This is a genomic window from Aeromicrobium sp. CF3.5 (assembly GCF_051262695.1).
GTDB lineage: Bacteria > Actinomycetota > Actinomycetes > Propionibacteriales > Nocardioidaceae > Aeromicrobium.
Genome location: NZ_JBIMEZ010000004.1, coordinates 130,132 through 152,922, shown reverse-complemented (window position 1 = coordinate 152,922; position 22,791 = coordinate 130,132). Strand labels below are relative to the sequence as shown.

Below are 22,791 nucleotides of genomic sequence, written 5' to 3'. Positions count from 1 at the left end.
GTCAGCGAGTGAACCATCAGGCAGTTGTCGTGCGGCCGCTTCCGTATCCTTGCCTCTCCTCGGAAGTGGTCGCATGAGCGGGCGCGGGCCCATGGGAACGACCGGCCACGAGCGCGCCGACGACTTCCGCGGCTCCTTGCGTCGCATGGCCACCAGACTGCTCGTCGACCGCCGCCTCGTCGCCACCCTGGTCGGATTCGGCGTGGTCGGCACGTTGTTGTCGGTCGTGGGCCCGCGCATCCTCGGGTACGCCACCGACATCGTGTTCACCGGCTATCTGTCCGGCCTGTTCCCTGCGGGACAGTCCAAGGCCGAGGTCGTGGCCCGGCTGCGCGACCAGGGCCGCGACACCCTGGCCGACCTGGTCGGGTCGGTCGACCTGCAGCCCGGTGCCGGCATCGACTACCGCACGCTGGGGTTCGTCCTCGGTGGCGTCGTGGTGCTGTACGTCATCGCGAGCGTGCTGATGTGGTTCCAGGGACAGGTGACGACCGTCGTCGTGCAGCGCACCGTGGCCACGCTGCGCGACGACGTCGAGGACAAGGTCAACCGTCTGCCGCTGAGCTACTTCGACCGCACCGAGCGCGGCGACGTCCTCTCGCGCACCACCAACGACATCGACAACATCGCGCAGTCGTTCCAGCAGACCCTCAGCCAGCTGCTGACCAGTCTGCTGATGGTCATCGGCACGCTGGTGATGATGCTGCTGATCTCACCGCTCCTCGCGATCATCGCGGTGCTGACGATCCCGCTGGCCCTGCTGATCGTGCGGTTCGTGACGCGGCGCTCGCAGCCTGAGTTCGTCAAGCAGTGGGCCAGCACGGGGCGTCTCAACGGGCACATCGAGGAGGTCTTCACCGGTCACGACGTGGTCAAGGTGTTCGGTCGCCAGGCCGAGGCCGCCCAGGAGTTCGATCGCCGCAACGACGATCTGTTCGATGCCGCGTTCAAGGCGCAGTTCATCTCCGGTGTCATCGCGCCGGTGATGATGTTCGTGTCGAACATCAACTACGTGCTGGTCGCCGTGATCGGTGGGCTGCGGGTGGCTTCGGGCAATCTGAGCATCGGCGAGGTGCAGGCGTTCATCCAGTACTCGCGCCAGTTCACCCAGCCACTCACGCAGCTGGCCGGCATGATCAACCTGCTGCAGTCCGGCGTCGCCTCGGCCGAGCGGGTGTTCAGGTTGCTCGACGAGCCCGAGGAGAGCGCCGATCCGCTCGACGCGCCGATGCCCGACCCCGTGAGGGGTCGCGTCGTGTTCGAGGAGGTGTCCTTCTCCTACCGGTCCGACGAACCGTTGATCGAGCACCTCGACCTGGTGGCCGAACCGGGCCAGACCATCGCGATCGTCGGGCCGACCGGCGCCGGAAAGACCACGTTGACCAACCTGGTGCTGCGGTTCTACGACCTGCAGGGTGGGCGCATCACGCTCGACGGCGTCGACATCGCCGACATGCGCCGAGGCGACCTGCGCAGAGAGCTCGGCGTGGTGCTGCAGGACACCTGGCTGTTCAAGGGGTCCATCCGCGACAACATCGCGTATGGCGCCGACGACGCCAGCGAGGCCGAGGTGCTGGCTGCCGCCGAGGTCGCCTCGGTGGATCACTTCGTGCGGACGCTTCCCGAGGGGTACGACACGATCATCGACGACGAGGGCGCCGGCGTCAGCTCCGGTCAGCGTCAGCTCCTCACCATCGCGCGCGCCTTTCTCGCCGACCCGGCGATCCTCGTGCTCGACGAGGCCACCAGCTCGGTCGACACCCGTACCGAGGCGCTCGTGCAGACGGCCATGGAGCAGCTGCGGGCGGGGCGCACGTCCTTCGTCATCGCCCACCGGTTGTCCACGATTCGCGACGCCGACCACATCGTGGTGATGGAGGACGGACACATCGTGGAGCAGGGCACGCACCATTCCCTCATCGAGGCCGGTGGCGCCTACCAGCGCCTGCACCAGGCGCAGTTCTCCGCTCCGACCTCCGACTGAGGTGCGGCTGACCGCGGCCGTCCTGACGTGTTTCCCACACCGCCATGCGCGCCACGGTTCCCCTGTCCGGGCAACCAACTACGGTCAACACCGACGAAGGGGAGTCCATGAGCTCAGCAGTTCCCGAGCCCGACAAGGGCCAGCACACCATCGACGGCCTCACGCCCGACCAGGTGGCCATGGAGCGCTCCGCCCAGAAGGTTTCCGACGTCCTGCTCAACCTCGAGCACTCCATCGCAGCGGCCAAGAAGGCACTCAAGGTCGTGCAGAAGGACGGCGTCGACACAACGCCGAGCTAGCGCTCGCTGCCTTGATTCCCGATCTCGAGAAGTCGCGCAAGCGACTTCAACAGGACACCTACTTCGCCGGCGACAGCCTGCGTCTGCACTGACCTCGGTGGCACTCAGTGGCGCCGAGATCCAGGCCGGGCTCCGGGCGTTCTCCGACAATGGGCGGGGCTACGCAGGGTCAGAGCGGTCGTGGCCGCCGTGGCCGACTGTGACGGGTGGTCGGGATCGGTGGCCCAGGACGCCCCTGAGCTGGTGCGCCGGCTCAGCGACCTCAACCGTCGGATCGCCGAGGGCGAGCGCACCTACCATCCTTCTGACTGAGCAGAAATGTCTGCAACTAGAGCCTAAAGTCCCCATCAATCGAACACCTGTTCTAGTATAGTGATCACATGGAACCGACCCCCACCATCGAGGCGCTGCGCGAAGCGGCGGGTCTTGTCGGGCGCGGGCCTGATGCCGATGCGTTGCGGACCATCCAGAGAGCGCAGGATGCGCTCGACGCGGTCAAGGTCGCCCACCTGGCGGCGTTGGCCGAGTCGCGGGCGTTCGAGTCCGAGGGTGCGTCGTCGATCGGATCGTGGGCGCGGTTGCATCTGCGGATCGGGGAGCGTGAGGCGGCCACGTTGACGCGTGCGGCGGCCACGCTGGCCCGGTTGCCGCAGGTCGCCGAGGCTGCTGCGGCCGGTCAGATGCGCTCGGCGCACGTCAACGTGTTCAGCTACGGGTTGCGGCACGTGGGTGCAGCACCGATCGAGCAAATGATGGACGTGCTGCTGCGGGTCGCGACCACTTGCGAGCCCGGAGAGCTGATGCAGGTGATGCGTGCCCTGCGCGAGGCGGTGTTCCCCGACGAGCTCGACGACGCGTGGGCCAAGGGGATGGACAAGGCCGATCTGCAGGTCAACCCGGTTCCCCAGGGCTTCTCCACCGCGGCTACGCCCTCAATGCGGTGGCTCCTTTGTCAACGGGTTCCTGCCCACGCACGTGGGCGCCAAGTTCCGCACGGTGGTGGACTCGCTGTCCGCACCGGTCGATGCCGACGACACCCGCACGGGTGCTCAGCGCCGGGGCGATGCGATTGATCAGCTGTGCGACCAGATCCTGAACGCGGGACTACCGTCGGACAACGGGGTGCGTCCGCACCTGGGAGTGCGCGCCGACGCCGAGACCGTCCACGCCGCCGCCAACCACCAGCGCGGCACCACGTCCGAGCCCATGGCCCCGGCCGATCTGGCCACCTTCGGCCCGATCGGACCGGCCTTGTTGGCGATGATCGGCTGCGCCGCCGACGTCACCCCGATCCTGACCCACCACATGCCCGACTTCTCGATTGACCGGATCCTCAACGTCGGCCGCACCCACCGCCTCGCCACCGCCCGTCAGCGCACCGCGGTCCTCGACCGCCAAGACGGCCGCTGCGCCGCCCCCGGCTGCCGCAACACCCACCTACAGGTGCATCACGTGGTGTGGTGGTCCAACGGCGGCCCGACCGACCTCGACAACCTCATCGGCCTGTGCTCGCGATGCCATCACCTGGTCCACCGTGACCTGCTGACCATCCGATCCAGCGACGACGGACGATTCGACTTCAGCAGCCGCGACGGCCGCACCCTGATCGAGCAGTACCGACGGCGACGCGACATCCACCGCGAAGCGATCCACATCCACCAGATGGACGTCGCGATCAGGCGCCGACGAGCCGAACGAACGAGAACCGGCTGAACCTCAGGCGATGAAACCTGCCACCCGATCCTTCGGGCGGCCGATGATCGCGCGGTCGCCGCGCACCAGCACGGGTCGCTGCATCAATCGCGGGTGCTCGACCAACAGGTCAGCCACCGCGTCCGGGGTCACGAAGTCGGCAGGATCCAGGTCGAGGCCCTTGAAGAAGCTGTCCTGGCGCACCAGGTCGGCCGGCTCGTCCTCGAGCTTGCCCATCAGGTCGATCAGCGTGGCCCGATCGAGCGGCGTCTTCAGGTACTGCACCACGTCGACCTCGACATCGGCCGAGGCCGCCTCGGCGACTGCGTGGCGCGAGGTCGAGCAACCGGTGTGGTGCAGGATCGTGAGTTCCGACATGTCCTCGACCCTACTGAACCTGCCACCACCGTCTGGCCACCTGGAGTGATCGCGCCATGAGCCCTGTCCTGTTCGATATCGACGACGACGTTTGCACCATCACGATCAACCGGCCTGAGGTCCGCAACGCGGTCGACCGACCCACCGCGACCGCCCTGCGCAAGGCCTTCGAGCGGTTCGAGGCCGACGACTCGCTCCGGGTCGCCGTGCTCACCGGAGCGGGTGGCACGTTCTGCGCCGGCGCGGACCTCGCAGCGGTCTCCGATCCGGCCCGACGCAACGAGCTCGACCCTGACGGCAGGGGATCGGGCCCGATGGGTCCCAGTCGCATGCAGCTGTCCAAGCCGGTCATCGCGGCGATCTCCGGGCATGCCGTTGCCGGGGGACTCGAGCTCGCGCTCCTGGCGGACCTGCGGGTGATGGATGAGGACGCCGAGCTGGGCGTGTTCTGCCGACGCTGGGGTGTGCCCCTGATCGACGGCGGAACCGTGCGGCTGCCGCGGCTCGTGGGTCAGGGACGGGCGCTCGACCTGATCCTGACCGGTCGACCGGTCGGTGCGCACGAGGCGCTGCAGATGGGACTGGTCAACCGTGTCGTGCCGGTGGGGGAGTCGCTCACCGCTGCGCACGCCCTGGCCGAGCAGATCGCCGCCTTCCCGCAGGAGTGCATGCTCACCGATCGCGCCTCGGTCTACCGCCAGGCCGACCTCGACCTCGCGGACGCCCTGCGCGCGGAAGGCTCGCACGGCGTTCCGGTCGTCTTCTCCGAGGGCGCCGCGGGCGCGCAGCGTTTCGTCGACGGAGCGGGTCGACACGGAACGCGTTGAGGAGCAGGACCCCGCCAGAGCGGCTGCCCGAATTGGAGCCTGTCGTCGCCGTCTGGCACAATCAGTCTTTGCGTCCGCGTGCGTCAGGACCCTCTCATCCTCGACGTCACCGGCTCATCGATTTCGTCGGTCGTGTCCCCACGCGTTCCGACAGGTCACCACTGATCACACCCGATCACCCCTGATACACAAGGAGACACCACACTCGTGGCAGTCAAGATTCGCCTGAAGCGCATGGGCAAGATTCGCACCCCGTTCTACCGCATCGTCGTGGCCGACTCGCGCAAGAAGCGCGACGGCCGCGTGATCGAGGAGATCGGCACCTACAACCCGAAGGCCGAGCCCTCGTTGATCTCGGTCGACGGTGAGCGCGCCAAGTACTGGCTCGGAGTCGGCGCCCAGCCGACCGAGGCCGTCGCTGCTCTGCTGAAGATCACCGGCGACATCGGTGGCACCTCCACGCTGAAGGTTGCTGAGACCAAGCGCAGCAAGGAAGACGTCTTCCAGGACGCGCTGAAGGACCTGCACAGCGAGCCCAAGGCCGGTGCAACGACCAAGAAGGCCAAGAAGGCCGACGAGCCGAAGGCTGAAGAGGCCAAGAAGGCCGACGAGCCCAAGGCTGAAGAGCCGAAGGCCGACGAGGCGAAGGCCGACGACAGCGCCGAGGCCTGATCGTGGCTGCTCCCATCGACGAAGTCGTCGAGCACCTGGTCAGCGGCATCGTGGATCATCCCGATGACGTCGATGTCCGGATCAAGCAGGCCCGCGGCGGCGAGCTGTTCGAGGTCCGGGTCAACCCCGACGACCTCGGCAAGGTGATCGGCCGTCAGGGTCGTACCGCCACAGCCATCCGCAAGGTCGCAGGTGCCATCGCCGGTCCAGCCGGTGCGCGCATCGACTTCGTCGACGTCGACCGCCGACGCTGAGGGTGGTGCTCCGGTCGTGCTGGTCGTGATCGGCCGCATCGCCCGGGCCCACGGCCTGCGCGGTGAGCTGGGTGTCCAGATTCGAACTGACGAGCCCGAACGGCGTTTCGCCGCGGGCTCGTCAGTCGTGTGCGGTGACCGCACCTTGACGGTGGCGAGCTCGCGACATCACTCGGGTCGCCTGCTCGTCTTCTTCGAGCACGTCACCGATCGCACGGCGGCCGAAGCGCTGCACGGCACGGTGCTGGAGGCGGAGATCGACCCCAGCGACCTGCCCGACGACCCCGAGGAGTTCTACGATCACCAGCTGGTCGGGCTCGAGGTCCGCCGCGGCGACACCGTGGTCGGCATCGTCGCGGCAGTACTTCACCTGCCCGATCAGGACACCTTGGCCGTCGACGTCGACGGCCGCGAGGTGCTGATTCCCTTCGTCACCGATCTGGTGCCCGACGTCGACGTCGCGGCCGGATTCGTCACCGTGGCCGACCTTCCGGGTCTGCTCGATCCGCAGCAGGCCGAGGTCGCCGACTCATGAGGCCGACCACGTCATGAAGATCGACGTCGTCTCGATCTTCCCGTCGTACCTCGACGCGCTGGCGCTGTCTCTTCCGGGCAAGGCTCGCGACGCTGGCCTGATCGACGTCGCCGTGCACGATCTGCGTGACTTCACCCGTGACAAGCACCGCCGCGTCGACGACACTCCGTACGGCGGCGGCGCGGGCATGGTCATGAAGCCTGAGCCGTGGGGTGAGGCACTCGACGCCCTCGCCGCCCCCGCAACCCTCGTGGTCGTGCCCACCCCGTCGGGCGCCACCTTCACCCAGCGCGATGCCGAGCGTCTGGCCGCAGAGCCTCATCTGCTGTTCGCCTGCGGACGGTACGAGGGCATCGATCAGCGCGTGGTCGACCACGCTGGAGAGCATCACCGGGTCGAGGAGATCTCGCTGGGCGACTTCGTGCTGAACGGCGGAGAGGTCGCGGCTCTGGCGATCATCGAGTCGATCGTGCGCCTGTTGCCGGGGTTCATGGGCAATCCCGCCTCGCTGGTCGAGGAGTCGCACGGCGAGGACGGCCTGCTGGAGTACCCGGTGTACACCAAGCCCGCCGCCTGGCGCGGACGTGAGGTGCCCGAGGTCCTGCTGTCGGGTCATCATGCTGCGATCGCTGCCTGGCGCCTCGAGCAGGCTCAGCTGCGCACCCAGCAGCGCGTGCAACCCGCCGGGGACGACACGTCGCACTGACCACCTGATCCGGCCCGGATTTCAGCTGCGGGTCCACGCTGTGGCAGACTTGCTCCTTGGCGCCGACGTCCCTGCCGCAGGGGAGATGTCGCTTCGCGCCGACATTCTCGAATCACCCCCACATCCGTCGGTGACCTGCAGGCACCAGCGAGGAGAACACTCATGACCAACATCATCGATCAGGTTGCCGCACAGTCGTTGCGCACTGACATCCCCGCGTTCCGCGCCGGCGACACGCTCGACGTGCACGTCAAGGTCATCGAGGGTGCTCGCTCGCGCGTGCAGGTCTTCAAGGGCGTCTGCATCAAGATCCAGGGCTCCGGCGTGGGTCGCACGTTCACCGTGCGCAAGGTCAGCTTCGGCGTCGGCGTCGAGCGCACCTTCCCGCTGCACACCCCCGTGATCGACAAGATCGACGTCGTCACCCGGGGCGACGTGCGTCGCGCCAAGCTCTACTACCTGCGCAACCTGCGGGGCAAGGCCGCGAAGATCAAGGAGAAGCGCGACGCCTGATCCCGTCGGTTGCTCAGCGACCGGCTAGGCTCGAGCGTGTGACTGATCATCGGGCGGCAGCCTCACAGAAGCGGCAGCTTCCCATCTGGCAGGAATCGATCCTGCTGATCGTGACGGCCGTCATCATGGCCGTGGTGGTCAAGACCTTCTTCCTGCAGGCGTTCTACATTCCGTCCGAATCGATGGAACCGACGCTCAGGCCCGACGACAAGATCCTCGTCCAGAAGGTCTCCTACTGGTTGGGCGACGTCGATCGCGGCGACATCGTGGTCTTCGACGATCCCGGGGGATGGCTCGACGCCTCAGAGACACCGCGGGCCGACACCGTCGTGCAGCGCGGGCTCGAGGCCGTCGGACTGTTTCCCACCGGCGGTCACCTCATCAAGCGGGTCGTGGGCGTGGGCGGCGACACGGTCCAGTGCTGCGACGCGGCCGGCAAGCTCACGGTCAATGGAACGGCGCTGAGCGAGCCGTACCTGCTCGACGAGACCGTCAACCGTGATCAGCCGTTCGAGCAGAAGGTCCCCGACGGCTTCTTGTGGGTCATGGGCGACAACCGCAACAACTCGGCCGACTCGCGTGCCCATCTGGGCGATCCCGGCGGAGGCTTCATCGACGAGGACTCCGTGGTCGGCAAGACCTGGGTGCGGGTGTGGCCGTTGGGTCGCGCCGGTTTCCTCGGAGGCACGGACGCCTTCGACGACGTTCGCACCCCATGATCTGCCACCAGAGGACTCCATGATCTGCCACCAGAGGACTCCATGATCTGCCACCAGAGGTGGGTATGACCCGTCTGGCCCGCGGCTCCACCGTGCGACGCAATGCGGGACTGTACGGCTACGAGCGTGCGCTGGCCCGCCAAGGTCTGACGCCGGTCGCCGGGGTGGACGAAGCAGGTCGTGGCGCCTGTGCGGGTCCCTTGGTGGCTGCAGCCGTGGTGCTCGATCGGCCCATCCCGGGCCTGGCTGACTCCAAGCTGCTGACTTCCAAGCGCCGCGATGCCTGCTTCGACCTGGTCATGGAGCGCGCAGTCGACGTCTCGGTGATCATCGTCTCGGCTGCCGAGTGCGACGCCATGGGTCTGCACCAGGCCAACATCGCGGCACTGCGCCGCGCCCTGTGGCGGCTGACGATCCGGCCCGGCTACGTGTTGACCGACGGATTCCCGGTCGACGGTCTGGGTGTCCCCGGGCTGGCGGTCTGGAAGGGCGATCGTGTGTCGGCGTCCATCGCGGCGGCGTCGGTCGTGGCCAAGGTGACACGCGACCGCCTGTTGGTGCAGCTGCACGAGCAGTTCCCGGCATACGATTTCGCCACGCACAAGGGCTACAGCACGCCGGTGCACCAGGCGGCGTTGCGCGAGCACGGTCCGTGTGCCCAGCACCGCACGCAGTACGTCAACGTCAAGGCGTCCATGGAGGCACGAGCATGAGCAGCGCAGAAGATCTGGAGAAGTACGAGTCCGACCTGGAGCTCGCGCTGTACCGCGAGTACCGCGATGTCATCAGCATCTTCAAGTACGTCGTCGAGACCGACCGACGCTTCTACCTGTGCAATGCGGTCGACGTGAAGGTGCGCTCGGAGACCGGCGACGCCTACTTCGAGGTGTCGATGACCGATGCCTGGGTCTGGGACATCTATCGGCCCGCCCGGTTCGCCAAGAGCGTCAAGGTCCTGACCTTCAAGGACGTCAACGTCGAGGAGCTGCAGGACTCCGACGTGAAGCCGCCCACCGGCGACTGAACGGCGCGCGTCACGGAGCCCTGTCCACAGGCTGCGGACCCGGTCGTGACTGTCCACAGCGCCCCGGTGGTGCGTGGTGGTTGTCGCCTCGTGTCGCGAGGCTGCTGGCATGACGTACGCACGCAACAAGTCGATCGGCAACTACGGCGAGAGGCTCGCCGCGGACCATCTGCGTTCGCTGGGCATGGTGGTGCTCGCCCAGCAGTGGACCTGTCGGTTCGGCGAGATCGACATCGTCGCCCGCGACGGATCGACCCTGGTCATCTGCGAGGTCAAGACCCGCACGTCGACGCGATACGGCGGTCCGTTCGAGGCCGTCACGGGTCACAAGGCCGCGCGACTGCGTCGCCTGGCGTCTGCCTGGCTCGAGGCGCACGACGTGCATCCGCCGGCTGTGCGCATCGACGTCGTGTCGGTGGTGGTCCCGCCTGCCGGGGCTCCGCGGGTCGAGCGCATCGCGGGGGTGGCCTGATGTCGGGCGCCACGCACTCGGTGACCCTCGACGGTCTGGCCGGCCGATCCATCGAGGTCGAGGCCGACATCTCCGGTGGACTGCCGCGTACCGTCATCGTGGGGCTGGCCGACGTGATGGTCAGCGAGGCGCGGGATCGTTGTCGGTCGGCGATCACCAACTCGGGTCGCACGTGGCCAGACCAGCGCGTCACGATCAACCTGGCTCCCAGCACGCTGCCCAAGTCCGGCTCCCACTACGACCTCGCGATCGCCATGGCCGTGCTGGCGGCGCAGGACGTGGTTCCGTCGTCGAGCCTGCGCGGTGCCGTCTTCCTGGGCGAGCTGGCCCTCGACGGTCGCCTTCGAGCGATACGCGGGGTGCTGCCGGCCACGCTCGCTGCGGCCGAAGCGGGGTTCGACCGGGTGTTCGTGCCCGAGGTCAACGTGGCCGAGGCCGAGCTGGTCGGCTCGATCTCGGTGGTGGGCGTGCGGTCGCTGCGCCAGACCGTGGCGCTGCTGACCGGCACCGAAGAACCGGACGACCCGCCCGTACCGCCTCTTGACGACGTGAACGGCGCGTCGTGGACCGCGGCCGACCGGCTGGCCGACTTGGACCTGCTCGACGTCGCGGGTCAGGAGGACGCGCGGCTGGCGGTCGTGATGGCGGCCGCGGGTGGTCATCATCTGCTGATGACGGGTCCACCCGGGGTGGGCAAGACGATGCTCGCGCAGCGCCTGCCGGCGCTCCTGCCCGACCTCTCCCACGAGCAGTCGCTGGAGGTCAGTGCAGTGCACTCGGTGGCGGGAGTGCTGCCCAGCGATGCGCCGCTGCTGCGCCGGCCCCCCTTCCTCGACCCGCACCACACCGCCAGCGCCGTCTCGATCGTGGGCGGCGGCAGCCGGGTGATCAAGCCCGGTGCGCTGAGCCTGGCGCACCGCGGGGTGTTGTTCATGGACGAGGCCCCCGAGTTCGCCAGCAACGTGATCGAAGCCCTGCGTCAACCCTTGGAGAGTGGGCGCATCGTGGTGTCCCGGGCGGCGCAGACGGCCGCCTATCCGGCCAGGTTCCAGCTCGTGCTCGCTGCCAATCCGTGCCCGTGCGGGCTCGACGGCGCAGCGGGGGAGCAGTGCAGGTGCTCGCCGCTGATGCGTCGGCGCTACGTCGACCGGCTGTCGGGTCCGATCCGTGACCGCATCGACATCCATCGGGTCCTCACCGCCCCGGCCCGCCCCGAGCTCGCCGCAGCGCTCGGCACGGGACGCGGTACCGCCGAGCTGCGCGAGGCCGTGGACGTGGCCCGCCAGCGACAGGCAGTCCGGCTGGCCGACTCTCCGTGGACCGTCAACGCCGACGTCCCGGGGGCCGACCTTCGACGGCGGTGGCCGGTGCTACCGGCCGGACGTGATCTCATCGACGGGCAGCTGCGTGGACATGCGCTGAATCCGCGCTCGGCCGACCGCGTGCTCCGGCTCGCCTGGACCGCAGCAGACCTCAACGGCCACCACGTCCCGACGGTCGAGGACGTCGAATCCGCTCTGGCTCTGCGTCGCGGAACTGCGTTGGGCGGGTCCGTGCGAGACGTGGTGCAGGCCTCGTGAACGCCGAGGCGAGGGCGCGGCTCGCGATCAGCATCCTGGCCGAGCCGGGAGATCCACGGGTGCGTGACCTTCGGTCGGATCTGGAGCCGCCGGCGGTCCTGCGTGAGCTGTTGGACGGACAGACCACGACCCGCGAGCTCGAACACCACCTGGGGCACGTGCTCGATCAGGCGAGCGTCCACGGTCTGCGCTGGGTGACGCCGTCGGATCAGCAGTGGCCCGCCCAGCTCGAAGACCTCCACCACCTGGAGCCGCTGCAGGGCACCGCTGGCTCGCCGCTCGGCCTGTGGGTGCGGGGCGAGGCCCGACTCGACGAGCTGGCCGACCTGTCGGTCGCCGTCGTCGGGGCACGATCGTGCAGCACGTACGGTGCCGAGATCGCCGGAGAGGTTGCTGCCGATCTCGCGTCGATGGGATTCACCATCATCAGCGGTGCCGCCTACGGCATCGATGCGTGCGCGCACCGTGGTGCACTCGTGATGGGTCGTCCGACCATCGCCGTGCTGGCCTGCGGAGCCGATGCGGCCTATCCGCGGGCGCACACCACGATGCTCGAGCGCATCGTGGCCGAAGGGGGCCTCGTGATCAGCGAGCAGCTGCCGGGAGCGAGCCCGCTCAAGCACCGGTTCTTGTCCCGCAACCGGATCATCGCGGCCCTGTCGCGCGGCACGGTCGTCGTCGAGGCGGCTCTGCGCAGTGGATCGCTCAACACGATGCACTGGGCCGATCTGCTCGGTCGCATCACCATGGCGCTGCCCGGTCCGGTGACGTCGCCGCGTTCCAGCGGGACTCACGCTGCTGTTCGCGGCGGCAAGGCCATCCTGGTCACGTCGGGCCAGGACGTGGCCGAGGAGCTGGCCGGTCTCGGCCCGGTCGGGCGGGGAGTCCCTGCGATGCCCGGGTGAAGCGTTGCGCCAGGTCGACCAGGGCGTCGCGCACCTCCTCACCCGACAGCACAGTGAACTCGATGGTGCTGGTGCCGACGTACATCGCGATCTCGTGGGGCGAGCGCGCACCCGTGGTGAGGATGCAGGTCCCGTCTCCGGTGTCGGTGAGGGCCACGACCGTTGGACCGAAGTGGCGGGCCACCTCATCGGCGGGAGCCTGCATGAGCAGGCGGGCTCTGCACGGATACGGATCCGTGGTGATGCTCCGGGTGGTGAAGTCGCGGATCTGATCGTCGGGGATGGTGCGCGGCACGAAGGTGGTGGGCAGGGGTGCTGCCTGGCGAACCCGGTCCAGTCGCAGCGTCCGCCATGACGTCCGCTGCACGTCCCAGGCCACGAGGTACCACCGATCAGCCGTGTGGACGACCCGATGGGGCTCGATCGTGCGCTGTGATCGCTCTCCGTCGTGCCGGATGTAGTCGACCCGGAGCTGATGGTGATCGCTGACGGCTTGCGCGACGCCGACCAGGACGTCGACCAAGACGTCCTGGCGTGCCCCGCCCAGGGGCACGAGCGCCTGTTCCACGTCGGTGATGAGGCGTCGGGTGGCCGATGACAGTGATCGCTCGAGCTTCCCGAGCGCGCGGGCGGCTGCATCCTGGACGTCCGCGACGCTCCACGCAGCAGCCGCCCGAAGCCCGATCGCGATCGCCACCGCCTCGTCCGCGGCCAGGCTGAGTGGCGGCAGTGAGGCGCCGGGCCCGAGTCTGTAGTGACCGCCGACGCCCGGGCGGGCGACGATCCCGTAGCCCAGATCTCGGAGATCCTCGATGTCGCGACGCAGGGTGCGATCGCTCACCTCGAGCCGGAGACGCAGCTCGGCTCCGGTCCACTCCCGCCGCGACTGCAGGATTCCGAGCAGCATCAGGACCCGTCCGGTGGTTCGCGTCATGGACTCATCATTTCGTCGATCACGGTCATATGGTGGCCGCAATTGGATCGAGGATCAGAACATGACCCACACAGACGCCGTCATGGCCTTCCGCATCGATATCCCGCAGCCCGATCTCGACGATCTGAGGGCGCGCCTCCGAGCCTCTCGCCTACCCGCGGCACTGCCGGGCGACGACTGGTCGACCGGGGTCCCGAACGACGTCCTGCGCGACCTGGTCGGTCGTTGGTCACGCCACGACTGGCGTGGCACGGAGGATCGCCTGAACGCCCTGCCGCAGTTCACGACCTGCATCGATGGGCAGGACATCCACGTCATCCACGTGCGATCGACGGTCGAGGGTGCGGTCCCCGTCCTGCTGACGCATGGCTGGCCGGGCTCGTTCCTAGAGTTTGAGGGTCTGATCGGTCCGCTCACCGACCCCGAGTCCCACGGCGGGGACGCCTCCGACGCATTCGACGTCGTGATCCCGTCGATCCCGGGATTCGGGTTCTCCACGCCGCTACGCGACGAGGGATGGACCACCTCACGGATCGCGATGACGTGGCTCGAGCTGATGTCACGTCTGGGTCACGAGCGGTTCATGGTGCAGGGAGGTGACATCGGCGCCGGCGTCGCGCCCGAGGTCGGCCGGTTGGCCCCGGAGCGCGTCATCGGGGTGCACGTCAACGGAGCGCTCGGCGACTTCGCGGACGAGATGGACGAGGGCACGATGGCCGGGCTCACGACGCTCGAGCAGGATCGGATGCGTCGTGTCGGGGAGTTCATGCGCGAGGAGTTCGGCTACATCGCCATCCAGTCGACCCGGCCCGGGCTGATCGGGACGATGGCTGCCGACAGCCCCGTGGGCCAGCTGGCCTGGATCCTCGACAAGCTGGAGGCCTGGAGCCATCCATCGACCCGCTCGGCGGTGGACGTCCTGGGTGAGCAGTTCGTGCTCGAGAACATCTCCCTGTACTGGCTCACCGCGTCCGCAGGGTCAGCCGCCTACGTCGGCTATGCCCAGGCGGGCGGTTGGGGTTCGGTCTCGGAGTCGTCGGGCGTCCCGACTGCCGCGATCCAGTTCGCCCACGACATCGGCCTGCGACACCTGGCGGAGCGGTCGAGCTCGATCGTCCGGTGGACCGATGTGGAGGACCGGGGTGGCCACTTCGCTGCCCTGGAGGAGCCGCAGTTGCTGGTCGACGACCTCCGGGAGTTCACCCGGGCGCTGCGCTCCTGACGGTCGCGGGCCAGCGGCCTGAATTGTGAGAGAATCGTCGGAGAGTTCCTGAGGAGCTCCCGGACGAGTGGGTGCCGTACCCGGTGTGCGACAAGACGGCCCCTGAGGAGTCGTCATGTCGTGGTTGATTCTCATCGCATCCGGTGTGCTCGAGGCAGTCTGGGCCACAGCGCTCGGGCGCTCAGAAGGTTTCACGCGCCTTGGAGCATCGCTGACCTTCTTCGTCGCGCTGGCGGCCAGCATGGCGGGACTCGCCTACGCGATGCGCGAGCTCCCCGTCGGCACGGCGTACGCCGTGTGGGTGGGCATCGGCGCTTCGCTCACCGTCGCCTACGCCATGATCACGGGCACCGAGCCCGCCTCGTTGGTGAAGGTGCTGCTGCTCGCCGGCATCGTGGTCTGCGTGGTGGGTCTCAAGGTGATCGACTGAGCACCGGCATGGTGACCGATCTGCAGGTCGACGCCCCGCATAATGACGGCATGGGTGAGGCAGGAGGCGCAGTCCTCAGTGAGCCGTGGGCACGAGTGCTGGGTGACTACGAACATCATCTGGTCGCGGAGCGGGACCTGTCGGCCCATTCGGTGCGTGCGTATCTCGTTGACCTCAGCAGCCTCGCGGAGCACTCGATGCGCCAGGGCATCGACGACCCGACCCATGTCACGATCCGATCGCTCCGCAGCTGGCTGGCGACCCTGCAGACGCTGGGGCGAGCCCGCACCACGATGGCCCGACGCGCGACCGCCGCTCGTGTGTTCACCGGCTGGCTGGTGCGCACGGGCCGAGCCAGTTCGGATGCTGGTGCGTTGCTGGCCAGTCCGAAGGCACATCGTGAGCTCCCTGAGGCACTGTCCCTGGCCGAGGTGCGAGCCCTGCTCGACGCCACCACCGCCGCTGTCGTCGACGACGGTGTGGCAGGCCTTCGGGACCTGGCGATCCTCGAGCTGCTGTACGCCACCGGCATTCGGGTCGGCGAGCTCGTCGGCGTCGACATCGACGACGTGGACCGTGCTCGCCGCGTGGTGCGGGTGTTCGGCAAGGGCCGCAAGGAACGCATGGTTCCGTTCGGAGCGCCGGCGGCCGACGCCGTGGACGGGTGGGTCGAAGGTGGCCGCCCCGAGCTGGTCGTCGAGAGCAGTGGTGCTGCACTCTTCCTGGGCATGCGGGGCGCGCGCATCGATCAGCGTGCCGTACGACGCGTGGTGCACGAGCGGATCGCCGCAGTCGAGGGTGCCCCTGACCTGGGGCCGCACGGCCTGCGGCACACCGCTGCCACGCACCTCCTCGAGGGCGGCGCCGACCTGCGATCGGTCCAGGAGATCCTCGGTCACGCCTCGCTGGGCACCACCCAGATCTACACGCACGTCAGCACCGAACGCCTCCGCAGCGCCTACCGCCTGGCCCACCCCCGGGCCTAGCCTCCCTCTCGGAGCTGCTCAGCAGGTGAGGTGCTCGGTGAGGGAGCGCAGCTGGATCTGCAGGTTGCGAGCCTCGGTCTCCTCGAGGCCCATGGCGTCGCGCAGATGGCAGTCGATGGCGGTGAAACGAGCCTGCAGGGCTCGCCCCTGAGCGGTCAGCTCGATCTCGACCACGCGCTCGTCGCGAGCGCTGCGGGTCCGGGTGATCAGGCCCGCGGACTCCAGCCGGCGCAGCAGGGGAGTCATCGTGCCGTGGTCGAGGTGAAGATCACTCGCGAGATCTGAGACAGGTCGCGGGGGGCCCTCGGACAGCAGCCGGACCACCAGGTACTGCGGATACGTCAGGCCCAGCTCGGAGAGCACAGGTCGGTAGCAGGCCGTGATGGCGCGCGAGGCCGCGTAGAGGTCGAAGCAGAGGAGATCGTCGATCGATGCAGCGCGTGCGGCGGCGGGGGACACGTGGCCTCCTCGAAGTGGTGTGGTGCGATCACTGTATCGCGTGTACGTTTATCTTGTGCACAAGATAAAGGTGCATCATCCATCGACTGAGGAGCAGATATGCCCACACGTACGTCACGCACTGCATGGAACGGCACCCTCGAGGCCGGATCCGGACAGGTCGAGCTGAGCAGCTCGAAGGCCGCCACGTTCGACGTCTCGTTCCCCAAGCGCGCCGCAGAAGAGGCCGAGGGCACCACCAGCCCCGAAGAGCTCATCGCCGCGGCCCACTCGGCCTGCTTCGCGATGCAGCTGTCGGCGTTCGTCGCCGAGGCCGGCGGAACCCCCGATTCGCTCGAGGTCACGGCCGACGTCTCGCTCGGCCCGGACTCGGCCGACGGCGGGTTCAAGCTCACCGGCATCACCCTCAAGGTCAGCGGCGAGGTCTCCGGCCTCGATGCGGACGGTTTTGAGCAGGCAGCGCAGAAGGCCAAGGCCGGCTGCCCGGTCAGCAAGGCGCTCACTGGCGTGGAGATCACGCTGGAGACCGAGCTCGTCAGCTGACCCACGGCATCACCGAGATCGCTACCCACTGAACTGTCCTCCGCGTGGAGGCGGTTCGGTGGGTAGCGATCTTGTCTCTACAGGTAGGGCGACGGATTCGTGGGCGCGCCGTGGTCGAGGACCATGAAGTGCAGGTGGCACCCCGTGGACATCCCGGTGCTGCCGACCCGGCCCACCACCTGTCCGGCGTCGACCTTCTCGCCGACCGTGACCGATCGCGAGGACAGGTGCGCGTAGCCACTCGTGAGTCCGTCCGAGTGATCGAGCAGGACACGCTGACCGTAACCGGCGTCGGTGGGCGTGGCCTCCACCACGCCGGAGCTCGCTGCCCGTACCGGAGTGCCGCACGGGGCGGCGAAGTCGGTGCCGTCGTGCAGCTTGCGCACTCCCGTCACTGGATGGACGCGCATGCCGAACGGCGATGAGACGGGTCCGTTCAACGGGTCCAGCAGCGCGCCACCGGCGCCAGCGGGGGGAGTGGGAGGCGGACCGTCCGGTGAGATGAGACGGAACCGCCCACCTCCCAGCAGCTCGAGTGGATCGCGATAGTCGCGGTCCGCCTGGCCCACTCGTCCCAGGTGCAGACACGGTCCGGCGCAGTGGCTCGGTCCCGGCAGCAGCGTGCCCAGCACCTCGCCGCGCTCGACGGCGTCCCCCTGGCGGACGCCGGCGAGCACGGGCTGATAGGTCGAGCGCTCTGCGCCGTGCAGGACCGTGATGACGTCGACCGTGCCGACCCTCCCGACGAATGTCACCGTGCCCGGTGCCACGGCCCGCACCGCGGTGCCGGCCGGTGCGGCGATGTCGAGACCCCGGTGACCCGCCCCGTACTCGGAATCTGGCTTCTCGAAGGCGCGACCCAGTCCGTCGCGCCCCACGGGCCAGCTCCACGGCTCATCAGCGTGGGCTGCAACGGCGGTGACGGCGCAGATGCACGCCGAGGCGGTCAGTGTGGTCAGCAGCAGTCGGATCAGTCGCATGCGCTCCAGCCAACGGCTCGGGAGCGAGTGTCACCAGGGCTGCTGACATCCCTGTGCAAACAGCTGCGCAGGCCACCGGCCTGTGGACGGTGCCGCGATTCAGGGCGACGGGATTTCAGTGCGATGGCAGGTCTGCACTACAGTGGTGTCATCACCTCTTCGGAGGTGAAATTCGCGCGCCCGTTCCCGTCTTGACGCGAGAGCTGAAAGACGGCCGTGGTCCTGGTCCCGCACCGATTCGGTGAGGGTGGGTCACGGAGCCGGGCGCCAGGCCACCGGCAATCCGCCGGCGGATCAACCAGGAACCGGCACTCGTCGTGCCACAAGGAGATACGACCATGGCAGTCGTCACCATGCGCCAGCTGCTCGAGAGCGGCGTTCACTTCGGGCACCAGACCCGTCGTTGGAACCCGAAGATGAAGCGTTTCATCCTCACCGAGCGCAACAGCATCTACATCATCGACCTCCAGCAGTCGCTGGCCTACATCGATGCAGGCTACGAGTTCGTCAAGAGCACCGTCGCCCGCGGAGGCACCGTCCTGTTCGTCGGCACCAAGCGTCAGGCGCAGGAGCCCATCGAGGAGCAGGCCAACCGCGTCGGCATGCCGTTCGTCAACCAGCGCTGGCTCGGCGGAATGCTCACCAACTTCCAGACGATGCACCAGCGCCTGCAGCGCATGAAGGAGCTCGACGAGGTCGACTTCGACGACGTCGCCGGCTCCAACCGCACCAAGAAGGAGCTGCTGCAGATGCGCCGCGAGCACGCGAAGCTCACGCGCACCCTGGGCGGCATCCGCGAGATGGGCCGCACCCCGGCCGCCGTCTGGATCGTCGACACCAAGAAGGAGCACCTCGCCGTCGACGAGGCGCGCAAGCTCGGCATCCCGATCGTCGCGATCCTCGACACCAACTGTGATCCCGATGACGTCGACTACCCGATCCCGGGCAACGACGACGCCATCCGCTCGGTCGGCCTGCTGACCCGCGTCATCGCCGACGCCGTCGCCGAGGGCCTCATCGCCCGCGGTGGCAGCAAGACCGGCGAGGAGGACGCCGGCACCGAGCTCGGCGCCGACGAGCCCATGGCGGACTGGGAGCGCGAGCTGCTGGAGAAGAAGGACGCCGAGGACAAGGCTGCCGCGGCTGCCGCTCCTGCTCCCTCCGCGACCCCCGAGGCCGCGCCGGCCACCCTGGCCGACGCACCTGCCGCCGAGCCGGTCGATGCAGCCCCGGCTGCGGACGCCGCGGCTTCGCCGGCCACCACCTCGGGCGCCGGCACCACGCCTCCCGAGGGCGCCACGGCCACCGCGCCGTTCGGTCCCGGCTCCAAGGCTCCCCTCAAGAGCGGCAACGCTCCCAAGGGTCACCCGATCAAGGGCAACGCCGACTCCGGCAAGTACCACGCCGAGGACGGCCAGTGGTACGAGCAGACCGTTGCCGAGGTCTGGTTCGACACTGCTGAGTCCGCCGAGGCGGCCGGCTTCACTCGCGCCGGCGCCTGATTCCCACCCACTCTCACGACATCACAGAAGGGCATCACCATGGCCATTGCAGCCGCTGACGTGAAGAAGCTCCGTGACGCCACGGGCGCCGGCATGATGGACGCCAAGAAGGCGCTCACCGAGGCCGACGGCGACTTCGACCAGGCAGTCGAGGCGCTGCGCATCTCCGGTGCCGCCAAGGCCGCCAAGCGCGGAGCCGAGCGGGAGGCCTCGGCTGGCCTCGTCGCCAGCTCGGCCTCGGGCTCGGCGATCGTCGAGCTCCGTTCGGAGACCGACTTCGTGGCGAAGAACGAGCAGTTCATCGCCCTGGCTCAGGAGCTGGCCGAGCTGGCCGACTCCACCAAGCCGGCCTCGAACGAGGAGTTCGCCGCGACGAAGCTGGAGTCGGGCAAGACGGCGGCCGAGTCGGTCGCCGATCTGGCCGTCGTCATCGGCGAGAAGCTCGAGCTCGGCCGCGTGGCCGCGTTCGAGGGCGACGTCGCCACCTACATGCACCGCCGGGCCAGTGACCTGCCCCCCGCGGTCGGCGTGCTCGTCGAGTACGAGGGCAGCGATGCCGACACCGCCCGTGGAGTCGCGATGCAGATCGCGGCCATGCGTCCGCGGTTCCTCACCCGTGAGGACGTGCCCGCCGATCTCGTCGCCAAGGAGCGCGAGATCGCCGAGGCCACGGCCCGCGAGGAGGGCAAGCCCGAGCAGGCGATCGTCAAGATCACCGAGGGGCGCCTCAACGGCTTCTTCAAGGACGTCGTCCTGCTGGAGCAGCCGTCGGTCACCGATGACAAGAAGTCGGTCAAGGCCGTGCTCGAGGGTGCGGGCGTCAGGTTGTTGCGATTCGCGCACATCGAGGTCGGTTCCTGACCTGAGCTCGGATCACGAACGCCCCGCAGATTCTTCTGCGGGGCGTTCGTGTTCCCGTGGACGGAGCGGCGCGCGCGCTCGGATAGACTGCCAGTCATGACTCGACGCGTTCTCCTGAAGCTGTCCGGCGAAGTCTTCGGAGGCGGCAAGATCGGGATCGATCCCGATGTCGTGAACGGAATCTCCGCCCAGATCGCCGAAGCGGTCCGTGAGGGCGTCGAGGTCGCGATCGTCGTCGGCGGCGGCAACTTCTTCCGTGGCGCCGAGCTCAGTCAGCGTGGCATGGAGCGATCTCGAGCCGACTACATCGGGATGCTCGGCACGGTGATGAACTGCCTCGCCCTGCAGGACTTCTGTGAGAAGCAGGGCATCGACACGCGGGTGCAGTCGGCGATCACGATGGGGCAGGTCGCTGAGCCGTACATCCCGCGCAAGGCCATCCGGCACCTCGAGAAGGGCCGGGTCGTCATCTTCGGTGCGGGTGCCGGCATGCCCTACTTCTCCACTGACACCGTCTCGGCCCAGCGAGCCCTGGAGATCAAGGCCGACGCGGTCCTGATGTCCAAGAGCGGGGTCGACGGCGTCTACACCGCCGATCCGCGCACCGACTCCTCGGCCCGCAAGCTGGACGAGCTGACCTTCGCCGACGCACTGCAGCAGAACCTCAAGGTGGTCGACGCCGCCGCCTTCGCGCTGTGCATGGAGAACCAGCTGCCGATGATCGTGTTCGGCATGGAGGGCGAGGGCAACATCTCGCGGGTGCTGCGCGGTGAGAAGATCGGGACACTGGTGCACGCCGGGTGACCGTCCCACCGCACCCGACCTGACGCTCCAGCACGACAAACTTCTCCGCCAGACACCGCCCGTACAGAGACAGCTAAGGACACCACCGTGATCGATCAGACCCTGCGTGACGCCGAGTCCAAGATGGAGAAGGCCGTCGAGCACACCCGCGAGGAGTTCTCCGCGATCCGCACCGGCCGCGCGCACCCGGCGATGTTCGCCCAGATCACGGCCGACTACTACGGTCAGCCGACACCGCTGCAGCAGCTGGCGGGCTTCCAGGTTCCTGAGCCCCGCACCGTGATCATCCAGCCGTACGACCAGGGCGCCAAGGGGGCCATCGAGAAGGCGATCCGCGAGTCCGATCTCGGCGTCAACCCCTCCGACGACGGCAAGGTGCTGCGTGTGACCCTGCCCGAGCTGACCGAGGAGCGCCGCAAGGAGTACATCAAGCTCGCGCGCACCAAGGCCGAGGACGGCAAGATCGCGGTGCGTGGGGTGCGCCGCAACGCCAAGCAGGCGATGGACAAGGCCGAGAAGGACTCCGAGATCAGCAAGGACGACAACACCGGTGGCGAGAAGCGTCTCGACGCCCTCACCAAGAAGCACGTCGACCTGGTCGACGACCTGCTCAAGAACAAAGAGGCAGAGCTCCTTGACGTCTGACTCACCATCTCCGGAGGTCGCGAACCCCGCCGAGCCGCGCAAGAGCCGCGCGGGGCGCGATCTTCCGGCGGCCATCGGCGTCGGGGTCAGTCTTGCCCTGCTCGTGGTGCTGTCGTTGGTGCTGGTCAAGGCCGCTTTCGTCCTCGTCGTGGCGGTCGCCCTGACGATCGGTCTGTGGGAGCTCAGCCGCGCCATGAGGACCGTGGGGATCGAGATCCCGCTGCTGCCCGTGGCCGGCGGTGGCGTGATCATGCTGGTGGGTGGCTATCTGGGCGGCATGGAGACCGCCGCCGTGGCCATGGCCCTGACCGTGATCGGAACGCTGATCTGGCGGCTCGGCGACGGTGCCGACGGTTTCGTGCGCGACAGCACGGCGGGCGTGTTCTGCCTGTCGTACCTGTACCTCATGGGTGTGTTCGTCTCATTGATGCTCATCGAGGACGACGGGCCGTGGCGCGTGGTGGCCTTCATCGTCGCGACGGTCACCTCCGACATCGGGGGTTACGCGGCCGGCGTGCTGTTCGGCCGCCATCCGATGGCGCCGACCATCAGCCCCAAGAAGTCCTGGGAGGGTGTGGGCGGCTCGCTGGTCGCGGGTATCGCGGCGAGCATCGTGATGGTCGTGTTCGCCCTCGACGGCCCGTGGTGGGCCGGCGTGGCGCTGGGTGTCGCGGGTGTCGTGTTCGCGACGCTGGGCGATCTGTCCGAATCGTTGATCAAGCGTGACCTGGGCATCAAGGACATGGGCAACCTGCTGCCCGGCCACGGCGGCTTGATGGATCGGCTCGACTCGCTCATCGCCGTGGCACCGATCGCGTGGCTGGTGCTGTACGCGTTGGTCCCGGTTACCTGACCCGCCCGTCAC

30 protein-coding genes and 1 riboswitch are annotated in these 22,791 nt (G+C 68.3%); of the genes, 26 read left to right on the top strand and 4 right to left on the bottom strand.

Annotated features, from left to right (window positions below):
* The first annotated feature begins 73 nt into the window (after nt 1-73).
* The 5 genes from ACHAA3_RS09680 to ACHAA3_RS09660 all read left to right on the top strand — a co-directional run bounded on the left by ACHAA3_RS09680 (nt 74) and on the right by ACHAA3_RS09660 (nt 3,996).
* Nucleotides 74-1,984: an ABC transporter ATP-binding protein gene (locus tag ACHAA3_RS09680; RefSeq protein WP_435708789.1), complete on the top strand. Its 1,911-nt coding sequence runs from the start codon at nt 74-76 to the stop codon at nt 1,982-1,984.
* Nucleotides 1,985-2,091: 107 nt separating this feature from the next.
* Nucleotides 2,092-2,283 carry a hypothetical protein gene (locus ACHAA3_RS09675; RefSeq protein WP_435708788.1) on the top strand — a complete coding sequence of 64 codons (192 nt, stop codon included), beginning with the start codon at nt 2,092-2,094 and terminating at the stop codon, nt 2,281-2,283.
* A gap of 180 nt (nt 2,284-2,463) precedes the next feature.
* Nucleotides 2,464-2,595, top strand: a complete 132-nt coding sequence (locus ACHAA3_RS09670; RefSeq protein WP_435708787.1) for a hypothetical protein — start codon at nt 2,464-2,466, stop codon at nt 2,593-2,595.
* A 68-nt stretch (nt 2,596-2,663) separates the two neighbouring features.
* The gene (locus tag ACHAA3_RS09665) at nt 2,664-3,356 is read left to right on the top strand and encodes a DUF222 domain-containing protein (RefSeq protein ID WP_435708786.1); all 693 of its coding nucleotides are present in this window, start codon (nt 2,664-2,666) and stop codon (nt 3,354-3,356) included.
* On the top strand, nt 3,280-3,996 hold the full coding sequence (locus tag ACHAA3_RS09660) for an HNH endonuclease (protein ID WP_435708785.1): 717 nt from the start codon (nt 3,280-3,282) through the stop codon (nt 3,994-3,996). The genes ACHAA3_RS09665 and ACHAA3_RS09660 overlap by 77 nt, the downstream gene beginning before the upstream one ends.
* A gap of 3 nt (nt 3,997-3,999) precedes the next feature.
* Here the strand turns inward: ACHAA3_RS09660 and ACHAA3_RS09655 are convergent, their stop codons facing one another.
* Nucleotides 4,000-4,353: an arsenate reductase family protein gene (locus tag ACHAA3_RS09655; protein WP_435708784.1), complete on the bottom strand. Its 354-nt coding sequence runs from the start codon at nt 4,351-4,353 to the stop codon at nt 4,000-4,002.
* Between the two features lie 56 nt (nt 4,354-4,409).
* Here ACHAA3_RS09655 and ACHAA3_RS09650 point away from each other — a divergent pair, with 56 nt between their 5' ends.
* From ACHAA3_RS09650 to dprA, 12 genes are all read left to right on the top strand, one after another.
* Nucleotides 4,410-5,180, top strand: coding sequence for a crotonase/enoyl-CoA hydratase family protein (locus ACHAA3_RS09650; protein ID WP_435708783.1), 771 nt, complete (start codon nt 4,410-4,412; stop codon nt 5,178-5,180).
* A gap of 207 nt (nt 5,181-5,387) precedes the next feature.
* Nucleotides 5,388-5,852 carry a 30S ribosomal protein S16 gene (rpsP, locus tag ACHAA3_RS09645; RefSeq protein ID WP_435708782.1) on the top strand — a complete coding sequence of 155 codons (465 nt, stop codon included), beginning with the start codon at nt 5,388-5,390 and terminating at the stop codon, nt 5,850-5,852.
* A 2-nt stretch (nt 5,853-5,854) separates the two neighbouring features.
* Nucleotides 5,855-6,106 (top strand): RNA-binding protein, encoded by a 252-nt coding sequence (locus tag ACHAA3_RS09640; RefSeq protein ID WP_435708781.1) that lies wholly within the window; start codon nt 5,855-5,857, stop codon nt 6,104-6,106.
* Nucleotides 6,066-6,641: a ribosome maturation factor RimM gene (rimM, locus tag ACHAA3_RS09635; RefSeq protein WP_435708780.1), complete on the top strand. Its 576-nt coding sequence runs from the start codon at nt 6,066-6,068 to the stop codon at nt 6,639-6,641. The genes ACHAA3_RS09640 and rimM overlap by 41 nt, the downstream gene beginning before the upstream one ends.
* A 13-nt stretch (nt 6,642-6,654) precedes the next feature.
* Entirely contained in the window at nt 6,655-7,347 is a 693-nt protein-coding gene (gene trmD, locus ACHAA3_RS09630) for a tRNA (guanosine(37)-N1)-methyltransferase TrmD (RefSeq protein ID WP_435708779.1), read from the top strand.
* Between the two features lie 162 nt (nt 7,348-7,509).
* Nucleotides 7,510-7,860: a 50S ribosomal protein L19 gene (rplS, locus tag ACHAA3_RS09625; RefSeq protein WP_435708778.1), complete on the top strand. Its 351-nt coding sequence runs from the start codon at nt 7,510-7,512 to the stop codon at nt 7,858-7,860.
* A 38-nt stretch (nt 7,861-7,898) separates the two neighbouring features.
* A complete protein-coding gene (gene lepB / locus ACHAA3_RS09620; protein ID WP_435708777.1) occupies nt 7,899-8,579 on the top strand; it encodes a signal peptidase I in 681 nt (226 codons plus the stop codon).
* 65 nt (nt 8,580-8,644) lie between these two features.
* On the top strand, nt 8,645-9,292 hold the full coding sequence (locus ACHAA3_RS09615; protein ID WP_435708776.1) for a ribonuclease HII: 648 nt from the start codon (nt 8,645-8,647) through the stop codon (nt 9,290-9,292).
* Nucleotides 9,289-9,603, top strand: a complete 315-nt coding sequence (locus ACHAA3_RS09610) for a DUF2469 domain-containing protein (RefSeq protein WP_435708775.1) — start codon at nt 9,289-9,291, stop codon at nt 9,601-9,603. Before ACHAA3_RS09615 ends, ACHAA3_RS09610 begins: the two co-directional genes overlap by 4 nt.
* Nucleotides 9,604-9,712: 109 nt before the next feature.
* The gene (locus tag ACHAA3_RS09605) at nt 9,713-10,075 is read left to right on the top strand and encodes a YraN family protein (protein WP_435708774.1); all 363 of its coding nucleotides are present in this window, start codon (nt 9,713-9,715) and stop codon (nt 10,073-10,075) included.
* Nucleotides 10,075-11,655 (top strand): YifB family Mg chelatase-like AAA ATPase, encoded by a 1,581-nt coding sequence (locus ACHAA3_RS09600; RefSeq protein ID WP_435708773.1) that lies wholly within the window; start codon nt 10,075-10,077, stop codon nt 11,653-11,655. Before ACHAA3_RS09605 ends, ACHAA3_RS09600 begins: the two co-directional genes overlap by 1 nt.
* Nucleotides 11,652-12,560, top strand: a complete 909-nt coding sequence (gene dprA, locus ACHAA3_RS09595) for a DNA-processing protein DprA (protein ID WP_435708772.1) — start codon at nt 11,652-11,654, stop codon at nt 12,558-12,560. The genes ACHAA3_RS09600 and dprA overlap by 4 nt, the downstream gene beginning before the upstream one ends.
* On the opposite strand, the gene ACHAA3_RS09590 is transcribed toward dprA, so the two are convergent.
* Nucleotides 12,481-13,494, bottom strand: a complete 1,014-nt coding sequence (locus tag ACHAA3_RS09590; RefSeq protein ID WP_435708771.1) for a helix-turn-helix transcriptional regulator — start codon at nt 13,492-13,494, stop codon at nt 12,481-12,483. The genes dprA and ACHAA3_RS09590 overlap by 80 nt on opposite strands.
* Before the next feature lie 61 nt (nt 13,495-13,555).
* On the opposite strand from ACHAA3_RS09590, the gene ACHAA3_RS09585 reads away from it, so the two are divergent.
* The 3 genes from ACHAA3_RS09585 to ACHAA3_RS09575 all read left to right on the top strand — a co-directional run bounded on the left by ACHAA3_RS09585 (nt 13,556) and on the right by ACHAA3_RS09575 (nt 16,132).
* Nucleotides 13,556-14,716 carry an epoxide hydrolase family protein gene (locus ACHAA3_RS09585; protein WP_435708770.1) on the top strand — a complete coding sequence of 387 codons (1,161 nt, stop codon included), beginning with the start codon at nt 13,556-13,558 and terminating at the stop codon, nt 14,714-14,716.
* 39 nt (nt 14,717-14,755) lie between these two features.
* A riboswitch (guanidine-III (ykkC-III) riboswitch) is annotated at nt 14,756-14,821 on the top strand.
* 10 nt (nt 14,822-14,831) lie between these two features.
* A complete protein-coding gene (locus ACHAA3_RS09580) occupies nt 14,832-15,146 on the top strand; it encodes a DMT family transporter (RefSeq protein WP_435708769.1) in 315 nt (104 codons plus the stop codon).
* A gap of 50 nt (nt 15,147-15,196) precedes the next feature.
* On the top strand, nt 15,197-16,132 hold the full coding sequence (locus ACHAA3_RS09575) for a tyrosine recombinase XerC (RefSeq protein ID WP_435708768.1): 936 nt from the start codon (nt 15,197-15,199) through the stop codon (nt 16,130-16,132).
* Between the two features lie 18 nt (nt 16,133-16,150).
* On the opposite strand, the gene ACHAA3_RS09570 is transcribed toward ACHAA3_RS09575, so the two are convergent.
* The gene (locus ACHAA3_RS09570; protein ID WP_435708767.1) at nt 16,151-16,591 is read right to left on the bottom strand and encodes a MarR family winged helix-turn-helix transcriptional regulator; all 441 of its coding nucleotides are present in this window, start codon (nt 16,589-16,591) and stop codon (nt 16,151-16,153) included.
* Nucleotides 16,592-16,690: 99 nt separating this feature from the next.
* Here ACHAA3_RS09570 and ACHAA3_RS09565 point away from each other — a divergent pair, with 99 nt between their 5' ends.
* Nucleotides 16,691-17,134: an OsmC family peroxiredoxin gene (locus tag ACHAA3_RS09565; RefSeq protein WP_435708766.1), complete on the top strand. Its 444-nt coding sequence runs from the start codon at nt 16,691-16,693 to the stop codon at nt 17,132-17,134.
* A gap of 77 nt (nt 17,135-17,211) precedes the next feature.
* On the opposite strand, the gene ACHAA3_RS09560 is transcribed toward ACHAA3_RS09565, so the two are convergent.
* Nucleotides 17,212-18,114, bottom strand: coding sequence for a peptidoglycan DD-metalloendopeptidase family protein (locus ACHAA3_RS09560; RefSeq protein WP_435708765.1), 903 nt, complete (start codon nt 18,112-18,114; stop codon nt 17,212-17,214).
* A 338-nt stretch (nt 18,115-18,452) separates the two neighbouring features.
* On the opposite strand from ACHAA3_RS09560, the gene rpsB reads away from it, so the two are divergent.
* From rpsB to ACHAA3_RS09535, 5 genes are all read left to right on the top strand, one after another.
* Nucleotides 18,453-19,616 carry a 30S ribosomal protein S2 gene (gene rpsB, locus ACHAA3_RS09555; protein ID WP_435708764.1) on the top strand — a complete coding sequence of 388 codons (1,164 nt, stop codon included), beginning with the start codon at nt 18,453-18,455 and terminating at the stop codon, nt 19,614-19,616.
* A 39-nt stretch (nt 19,617-19,655) separates the two neighbouring features.
* The gene (tsf, locus tag ACHAA3_RS09550) at nt 19,656-20,477 is read left to right on the top strand and encodes a translation elongation factor Ts (RefSeq protein WP_435708763.1); all 822 of its coding nucleotides are present in this window, start codon (nt 19,656-19,658) and stop codon (nt 20,475-20,477) included.
* A gap of 96 nt (nt 20,478-20,573) precedes the next feature.
* Nucleotides 20,574-21,281: a UMP kinase gene (pyrH, locus tag ACHAA3_RS09545; protein ID WP_435708762.1), complete on the top strand. Its 708-nt coding sequence runs from the start codon at nt 20,574-20,576 to the stop codon at nt 21,279-21,281.
* 90 nt (nt 21,282-21,371) lie between these two features.
* On the top strand, nt 21,372-21,926 hold the full coding sequence (frr, locus tag ACHAA3_RS09540) for a ribosome recycling factor (protein WP_435708917.1): 555 nt from the start codon (nt 21,372-21,374) through the stop codon (nt 21,924-21,926).
* Nucleotides 21,916-22,779: a phosphatidate cytidylyltransferase gene (locus ACHAA3_RS09535; protein ID WP_435708761.1), complete on the top strand. Its 864-nt coding sequence runs from the start codon at nt 21,916-21,918 to the stop codon at nt 22,777-22,779. The genes frr and ACHAA3_RS09535 overlap by 11 nt, the downstream gene beginning before the upstream one ends.
* Nucleotides 22,780-22,791: the final 12 nt, after the last annotated feature.

Coding starts and splice junctions, on each gene's coding strand:
- ACHAA3_RS09580 (WP_435708769.1), top strand. CDS start 14,832: ATGTCGTGGTTGATTCTCATCGCATCCGGTGTGCTCGAGGCAGTCTGG.
- ACHAA3_RS09665 (WP_435708786.1), top strand. CDS start 2,664: ATGGAACCGACCCCCACCATCGAGGCGCTGCGCGAAGCGGCGGGTCTT.
- rplS (WP_435708778.1), top strand. CDS start 7,510: ATGACCAACATCATCGATCAGGTTGCCGCACAGTCGTTGCGCACTGAC.
- ACHAA3_RS09615 (WP_435708776.1), top strand. CDS start 8,645: ATGACCCGTCTGGCCCGCGGCTCCACCGTGCGACGCAATGCGGGACTG.
- ACHAA3_RS09655 (WP_435708784.1), bottom strand. CDS start 4,353: ATGTCGGAACTCACGATCCTGCACCACACCGGTTGCTCGACCTCGCGC.
- ACHAA3_RS09600 (WP_435708773.1), top strand. CDS start 10,075: ATGTCGGGCGCCACGCACTCGGTGACCCTCGACGGTCTGGCCGGCCGA.
- ACHAA3_RS09565 (WP_435708766.1), top strand. CDS start 16,691: ATGCCCACACGTACGTCACGCACTGCATGGAACGGCACCCTCGAGGCC.
- ACHAA3_RS09585 (WP_435708770.1), top strand. CDS start 13,556: ATGACCCACACAGACGCCGTCATGGCCTTCCGCATCGATATCCCGCAG.
- ACHAA3_RS09560 (WP_435708765.1), bottom strand. CDS start 18,114: ATGCGACTGATCCGACTGCTGCTGACCACACTGACCGCCTCGGCGTGC.
- ACHAA3_RS09675 (WP_435708788.1), top strand. CDS start 2,092: ATGAGCTCAGCAGTTCCCGAGCCCGACAAGGGCCAGCACACCATCGAC.
- rpsB (WP_435708764.1), top strand. CDS start 18,453: ATGGCAGTCGTCACCATGCGCCAGCTGCTCGAGAGCGGCGTTCACTTC.
- trmD (WP_435708779.1), top strand. CDS start 6,655: ATGAAGATCGACGTCGTCTCGATCTTCCCGTCGTACCTCGACGCGCTG.
- pyrH (WP_435708762.1), top strand. CDS start 20,574: ATGACTCGACGCGTTCTCCTGAAGCTGTCCGGCGAAGTCTTCGGAGGC.
- ACHAA3_RS09605 (WP_435708774.1), top strand. CDS start 9,713: ATGACGTACGCACGCAACAAGTCGATCGGCAACTACGGCGAGAGGCTC.
- ACHAA3_RS09650 (WP_435708783.1), top strand. CDS start 4,410: ATGAGCCCTGTCCTGTTCGATATCGACGACGACGTTTGCACCATCACG.
- ACHAA3_RS09610 (WP_435708775.1), top strand. CDS start 9,289: ATGAGCAGCGCAGAAGATCTGGAGAAGTACGAGTCCGACCTGGAGCTC.
- ACHAA3_RS09590 (WP_435708771.1), bottom strand. CDS start 13,494: ATGACGCGAACCACCGGACGGGTCCTGATGCTGCTCGGAATCCTGCAG.
- ACHAA3_RS09680 (WP_435708789.1), top strand. CDS start 74: ATGAGCGGGCGCGGGCCCATGGGAACGACCGGCCACGAGCGCGCCGAC.
- ACHAA3_RS09575 (WP_435708768.1), top strand. CDS start 15,197: ATGGGTGAGGCAGGAGGCGCAGTCCTCAGTGAGCCGTGGGCACGAGTG.
- tsf (WP_435708763.1), top strand. CDS start 19,656: ATGGCCATTGCAGCCGCTGACGTGAAGAAGCTCCGTGACGCCACGGGC.